Source organism: Cupriavidus sp. UYPR2.512 (assembly GCF_000379565.1).
Lineage (GTDB): Bacteria > Pseudomonadota > Gammaproteobacteria > Burkholderiales > Burkholderiaceae > Cupriavidus.
This window is the reverse complement of record NZ_KB902939.1, coordinates 1-4,967: the sequence shown is the minus strand read 5'-3', so window position 1 is coordinate 4,967 and position 4,967 is coordinate 1. Positions and strand designations below refer to the sequence as shown.

Sequence of the window (4,967 nt, the reverse complement as noted above, 5' to 3'; positions counted from 1 at the left end):
GGTGATGCGCTCGCGCATCGAGCCGATGAAGAAGTTCGCCCGCACCGTGCGTGCCCACCGTGAGCTGATCCTCAACTACTTCCGTGCCCGCAAGCAGTTCTCCAGCGGCGTCGTCGAGGGCCTGAACAACAAGGCCAAAGTCACCATGAGAAAATCGTACGGATTCCGAACCTTCAGGGCGACGGAAATCGCGCTATATCATGCACTTGGCAATCTTCCTGAGCCTTCGTCAACCCACACTTTTTCCTGACGAACCGGAATTTTAGATGATCTCCATCAACCGTGAGTGGTGGGAGCATCTCTCTCCGAAAGTGATGCACCAGCGCCTGCGTGAGATGGAGGCGCTGTTACGCAAATGGTGCTCCACTGACTATGGCGCCCGCTGGCTATCGGTGGCCCGCCAAGAAGGCGGGGTGCTCCGCGTCAAGCCGGGTCAGTTGATCCCTGTTGTTCACTTCGTGGCGCTGGGAGACAGGCCGATTTTTATCGTGCCACAACAAGTAATCCGTGTAGGCCATCGCATGGTGGGAATGGACACGTTTCTCTCAGGCCGGCCTCTAGAGGAAGGCGAACTCGCGCTGCGCCCCGAAATCCGGCTGGACATCGTACAAGACCCCGTGCTTCTCGGAGCCGCCGCACGCGGGGAAACTTCTCCGCACATCTTCGGCGTAAAGGAACCGAGCCTCGTTTTCTCAGCACCTGCGCCCTATCTGCTCTCGCCCAAACTTTGGCCGAGGAAAGCGTCAGTACTCTATCAACATATATTCGGAAGCGGAGCCTCCTATCCCGATGACGGCTTCTTCTACGTCGGCGTGACCACGCGGCGCTGGCAGACACGTTGGGCCGAGCATCGCCGTGCGATGGAAACCGGCAGCCCGTTGCTTTTCCATAGGAAGCTGCGCGAGGAGATGGCCGCAGGCCGAGTCACCTACATCCACCACAAGGTCATGGGCATCACCGACGACATCGAGAAGCTCTACGCGACCGAAGAGTGGCTCGTCGAAGGGCATTGGAACGACGCGCGGCGGTTAAACATGATTCCCGGCGGCAAATCGGGGCTCCGCTATCTTCGCGAGAACGGCATGCTCGCCAAGCGAGTTATACCGTTGCCAGACGAAGGGGATTCGCTTCTTAGCGAGTGGCTGCGCGAGCAGCCTCGCAAAGGACTTCCGGCGCCCTGGGTTGCAGAGAAATGGAAGGACGATGCCTGGGCCATCGCGCAGATATGCAGTCGCGACGATCGCCTGTCGATCGAACAAGTCCGCGCCATTCGCGAGCTCGTCGAAGCCCACTCGGCCGAAGAGATTGCCGACCGCATCGGTGCGCGCAGCGCGGACCAGGTTCAACGCGTCATTGCTGGGAAGACCTATACGCGTGTGAGCTAGATGCTCGTCTCCGAAGCATTGGCCCCAATTAGTTGACTCATCGTCGATCAGCGGAGATGAAACAAAGCAGGGCCGAAAGGGACCAAGCCCGATGGCGGTATAGTGTGCGGGTTGGCCGACAGCTGCAATCGGGCCAGGAACGTCCGTCATAAATCAGTAGCCTGGTTTCCAGGAGCCGGACTCTGTATCGACAGGCTCTTCCGGGCGCCCCAATCCCACCTTTGACGGGATTGATGTCGTAGCTTCACGCTGAGTCCGGAGAATCCGATTCGTTGCGAGTAAAATCGTTAGATCCCAATGGCACCAAAGGAGGGAGTTGCTAAATGGCGATGGCGGAAGAGTTCGAAGTAGCTGTGCGACGGATACATGAGCTCGCATTGACCTATCGCGGTCCCCGTGAAGCGGACTTCCAAGAGCTTGCACGAAGAACAGATCGAACGCTTAGGTTTGCAGAAGAAGCTCCAGCGGGGGGGGCGATCCGCGCTGTTTGAAGAGATAAAAGCTAAAGCTCAGTTTCAAGAAGCGCTTGCCATTCTTTTTGCCATTGCCTTCCCTCCCACGAAGAAGACGGCTGACGAGGTCTTTATGGAGCTGACGCAGCTGCTGGAACAGCCGGTTACCGATGCGCAGATAATCGGGCGGGAGAGGCCTTTCAATTTGAGATCCCAGTTGAGGGGCGAAATTCCCACACGTCACAGGAAGCTCTACGACTTCTTCAAGGAATTCATGCCCGAGGAGGATCAACTAGATGACTAAGAAGGCTCCAGCGGCGCCCTCTCTCGTTCAGCAGGTCGAGAAGCTCTTCGACCTTGCCGCCAAGTCCACCGCGACGCCATTGAAGCTGAAAGCAAAGCTTTCGGTGGACAAGCTGTTCGAGTTGCGGGTGTTGGGGCGGATTCTGAGAAGCTACTCGAAGGTACCCGGCGCGGTAGTCCGACACGTGCCTCCAACTACCAAAGGAGCGTCGGCGAACACGATCGTTGTCGCACTTAACCCGGCTTCCGCCGACAGGAAAAGGTTTTCACACTTTAGCTTGATCGACCCTGGCGGCAACCACTTGGAGGCCTGGGTTTCTGTGGAGACAATGACCTTGAGCTGGAGCATCCAACAGCCACATCCTGTTCCCCTGGCCGCTCTGCACGAACTGGATGTGGCAGTATTTAGAGGGGGGATTCCCAAGTACCCCAGTCACCTCGATGTCTGCCTTGCCGTCAGTTGCAAGAACGTCTTCAAGGCACAAAAGGAGTGTGTTCGCGAGGTACTTGGGATGCGGCGCGAGACAGCGTTTGTTACCCGACGGGAGGGGGGCGTCTAGCCTTGCACCCTGGCTTGTCCCTGCTGTGCCGACCGCTCCTCCTAGCCCGGTGTTCCTGTGCAGCTCAGACCCTGGAATACGAAAGTACATGTCCCCGGTAGATGCCCATGGAGTGTACGTGCGCTACCTCCACTTTTTCGGCTGATTCGGTAATGCGGTCTGGTGGATAAGTGAGAGTCAAGATTACGAAATATAGGCGCAACGACGGCTAAGAATAGAGCCCGATATGCGCAGCTAGAATGAATTGTCATACGGCCCATGACAGCAATTCGGTATCGCAACACTATCGCCGCCTCACCACATAATTCATTGATCATGAAAAAGCAGATATACAACACTGCGGTCTACGTCGACATGGAGAACGTCGCCTCCATCGATTTCGCTCTCGATGACCTGATGAGCGCACTACTTCGCGCGGACGATGACCACAACTGCATCTTCGTGATCAAAGCGGCCTACGGCAATCAAAGCAGCAGTAAGAAGACGCTGAAAGAGCAACTGATCGACCACAACTTCACGCTGATCGACACGCCAAAGATTGGGGCAGAGAAGAATCGCGCTGACTTGTTCATCAGCCTTGATGCGTTTGAAACCCTGTACCTTGGGAACCCGAAGATCGATCGCTACTGCTTCCTAACCAGCGACTCGGATTTCACAGTAATCGGCGATCGGCTACGAAAATTCGGTAAAGAAGTTTGGCTGGTCTGCCGCCGCAAGGACAAGGACCGCGCCATCTTGGCCAAGGCGTTCGACACCCTGCTTTTTCTGGAAGATTTCGGGCAGGCCCAGATCAAGACGTTCAACGACGCGATCGAGAACCTCTTTGTCAAAGCCCTGCGCAACATCGATAGCAACAAGTTGCCGGTCAATGTCTCGACCGCAAATAACAAGATGAAGGAACTGGACCCGAGCTTCGATGTGTCTCGGACGGCGTACAGGAACTTCATGCCCTTGGTGAAGGAAATGGCGAATCGTGGCCATCTGCGTTTTACCACGTCGCCAGGCGGGGAAAATCGGATTACCGAAATCCTGTTCTAGGCAGGCCGACGGCAGAGTTCGGCAAGGCTGGTTCCCTCTGCTTTGGCGCATTCTCTGGAGTTAGGGCACTCTCTCGCTTTGCTGACCACGGTCTAACCTGCCTTGCCATCGCGATATGATTGCCTGAGCAATCTGTGGTCTCTAGCCTTCACAACCACTTCAGGGTCGATCTTGCCATGGACACGGAGGAGACTCACTCAAATCTCTCGTCTTGCTGCCTGGCGTGGGGTCATCGTACTTTCCGTGCATTTTCTAGCGGTATGCACCGGAAAGGGCTTATCTATCAAGAGCTTACAAATACGCTGGCGGCAAGTGATTCATTGCTCTGAGAAGCCTTACTACAGGCGGGTCTGCAGTCTGCTACCGCCATTTTTTCACGGAAAGTACGATGACCCCGAGGAGACCGCCAGATTTCACGCGCAGCCCACCGTGGCTCAATCCACGCAGATCTTGTCCGCGATCAGTTTCAGATAGGGCGGAAGGTCAGCATCGGCGACCATCCGGACGAGTTCTTCAGCGTGCACCAGCGACAGACGAAGCCTTCGCGTGGCCATCGCCATCAGAAACTCCGGCAATGCATCCCCTTCGCCCCTGGGCCATCCGAGCACCGAAGCCCGGATGACGCTGAACATCCTCGCGCTGGCCTGTTCGTTGCCGACGTAGTGAAGTTCCGTGTCCCGCGCGCCACGCAGCAGTGCTGCGCGCAAAATCGCATCGTTGTAGTTCTCGAAATTCAGCGGGTTGAGCAGTACCAGCCCGTAGATCGAACGCTGGAAGTGCACGGGCTCCTGCGCAGCCGGCACGGCGAGCCCTTTATTCCCGGCGCGGACGCAGGCCAACAGGTTGGACACCACCGCGAATATATCGCCTTGGGAGATGGCGTCGGCATCACCGTCCACTTTGAGATAGACGAAATCATGATTGATGTGCAATGCGCAATGCAGCCCCGACAAGAACAGTTCATCGTGGCGTAGCGCAGCGTCCTCCAATACCAATCCACCCAAGATAAGCCGCCAAATAAAATCGCAATTGGCGCCGAGAACGCTTGACAGGTGACGAGGTTCGAGGGGCCGCCGCCCTGCTTGCGCTGGATGTTTAGCGCAAGCAGGGCGGCGGCCAATAGAGGATCGCTTCTCGATCTTCGCTTGGCTCTCATGCCCCTGTCCGATTTGTTCGCTGCACTTGCCCAATATCTGCACACCAAGGTCTTTCACGATCTTGCCCGTCAT

Annotated in this window: 6 protein-coding genes; 5 read left to right on the top strand and 1 reads right to left on the bottom strand. The window is 56.6% G+C overall.

Annotation, left to right across the window (positions count from 1 at the left end; translation table 11 throughout):
* The 5 genes from A3A5_RS38390 to A3A5_RS0112320 all read left to right on the top strand — a co-directional run.
* On the top strand, nucleotides 1-250 hold a 250-nt coding region (locus A3A5_RS38390), incomplete at its 5' end, for a transposase (protein ID WP_018310877.1).
* Between the two features lie 16 nt (nucleotides 251-266).
* On the top strand, nucleotides 267-1,385 hold the full coding sequence (locus A3A5_RS0112335) for a hypothetical protein (RefSeq protein WP_018310876.1): 1,119 nt from the start codon (nucleotides 267-269) through the stop codon (nucleotides 1,383-1,385).
* Nucleotides 1,386-1,802: 417 nt separating this feature from the next.
* Nucleotides 1,803-2,141 carry a hypothetical protein gene (locus A3A5_RS0112330; protein ID WP_157637208.1) on the top strand — a complete coding sequence of 113 codons (339 nt, stop codon included), beginning with the start codon at nucleotides 1,803-1,805 and terminating at the stop codon, nucleotides 2,139-2,141.
* Nucleotides 2,134-2,700 carry a hypothetical protein gene (locus A3A5_RS0112325; RefSeq protein ID WP_018310874.1) on the top strand — a complete coding sequence of 189 codons (567 nt, stop codon included), beginning with the start codon at nucleotides 2,134-2,136 and terminating at the stop codon, nucleotides 2,698-2,700. The genes A3A5_RS0112330 and A3A5_RS0112325 overlap by 8 nt, the downstream gene beginning before the upstream one ends.
* Nucleotides 2,701-3,015: 315 nt before the next feature.
* Nucleotides 3,016-3,738, top strand: a complete 723-nt coding sequence (locus A3A5_RS0112320; protein WP_018310873.1) for an NYN domain-containing protein — start codon at nucleotides 3,016-3,018, stop codon at nucleotides 3,736-3,738.
* Between the two features lie 434 nt (nucleotides 3,739-4,172).
* Here the strand turns inward: A3A5_RS0112320 and A3A5_RS43260 are convergent.
* Nucleotides 4,173-4,967 (bottom strand): hypothetical protein (locus tag A3A5_RS43260; protein ID WP_035812437.1); only part of this gene is annotated, 795 nt, incomplete at its 5' end.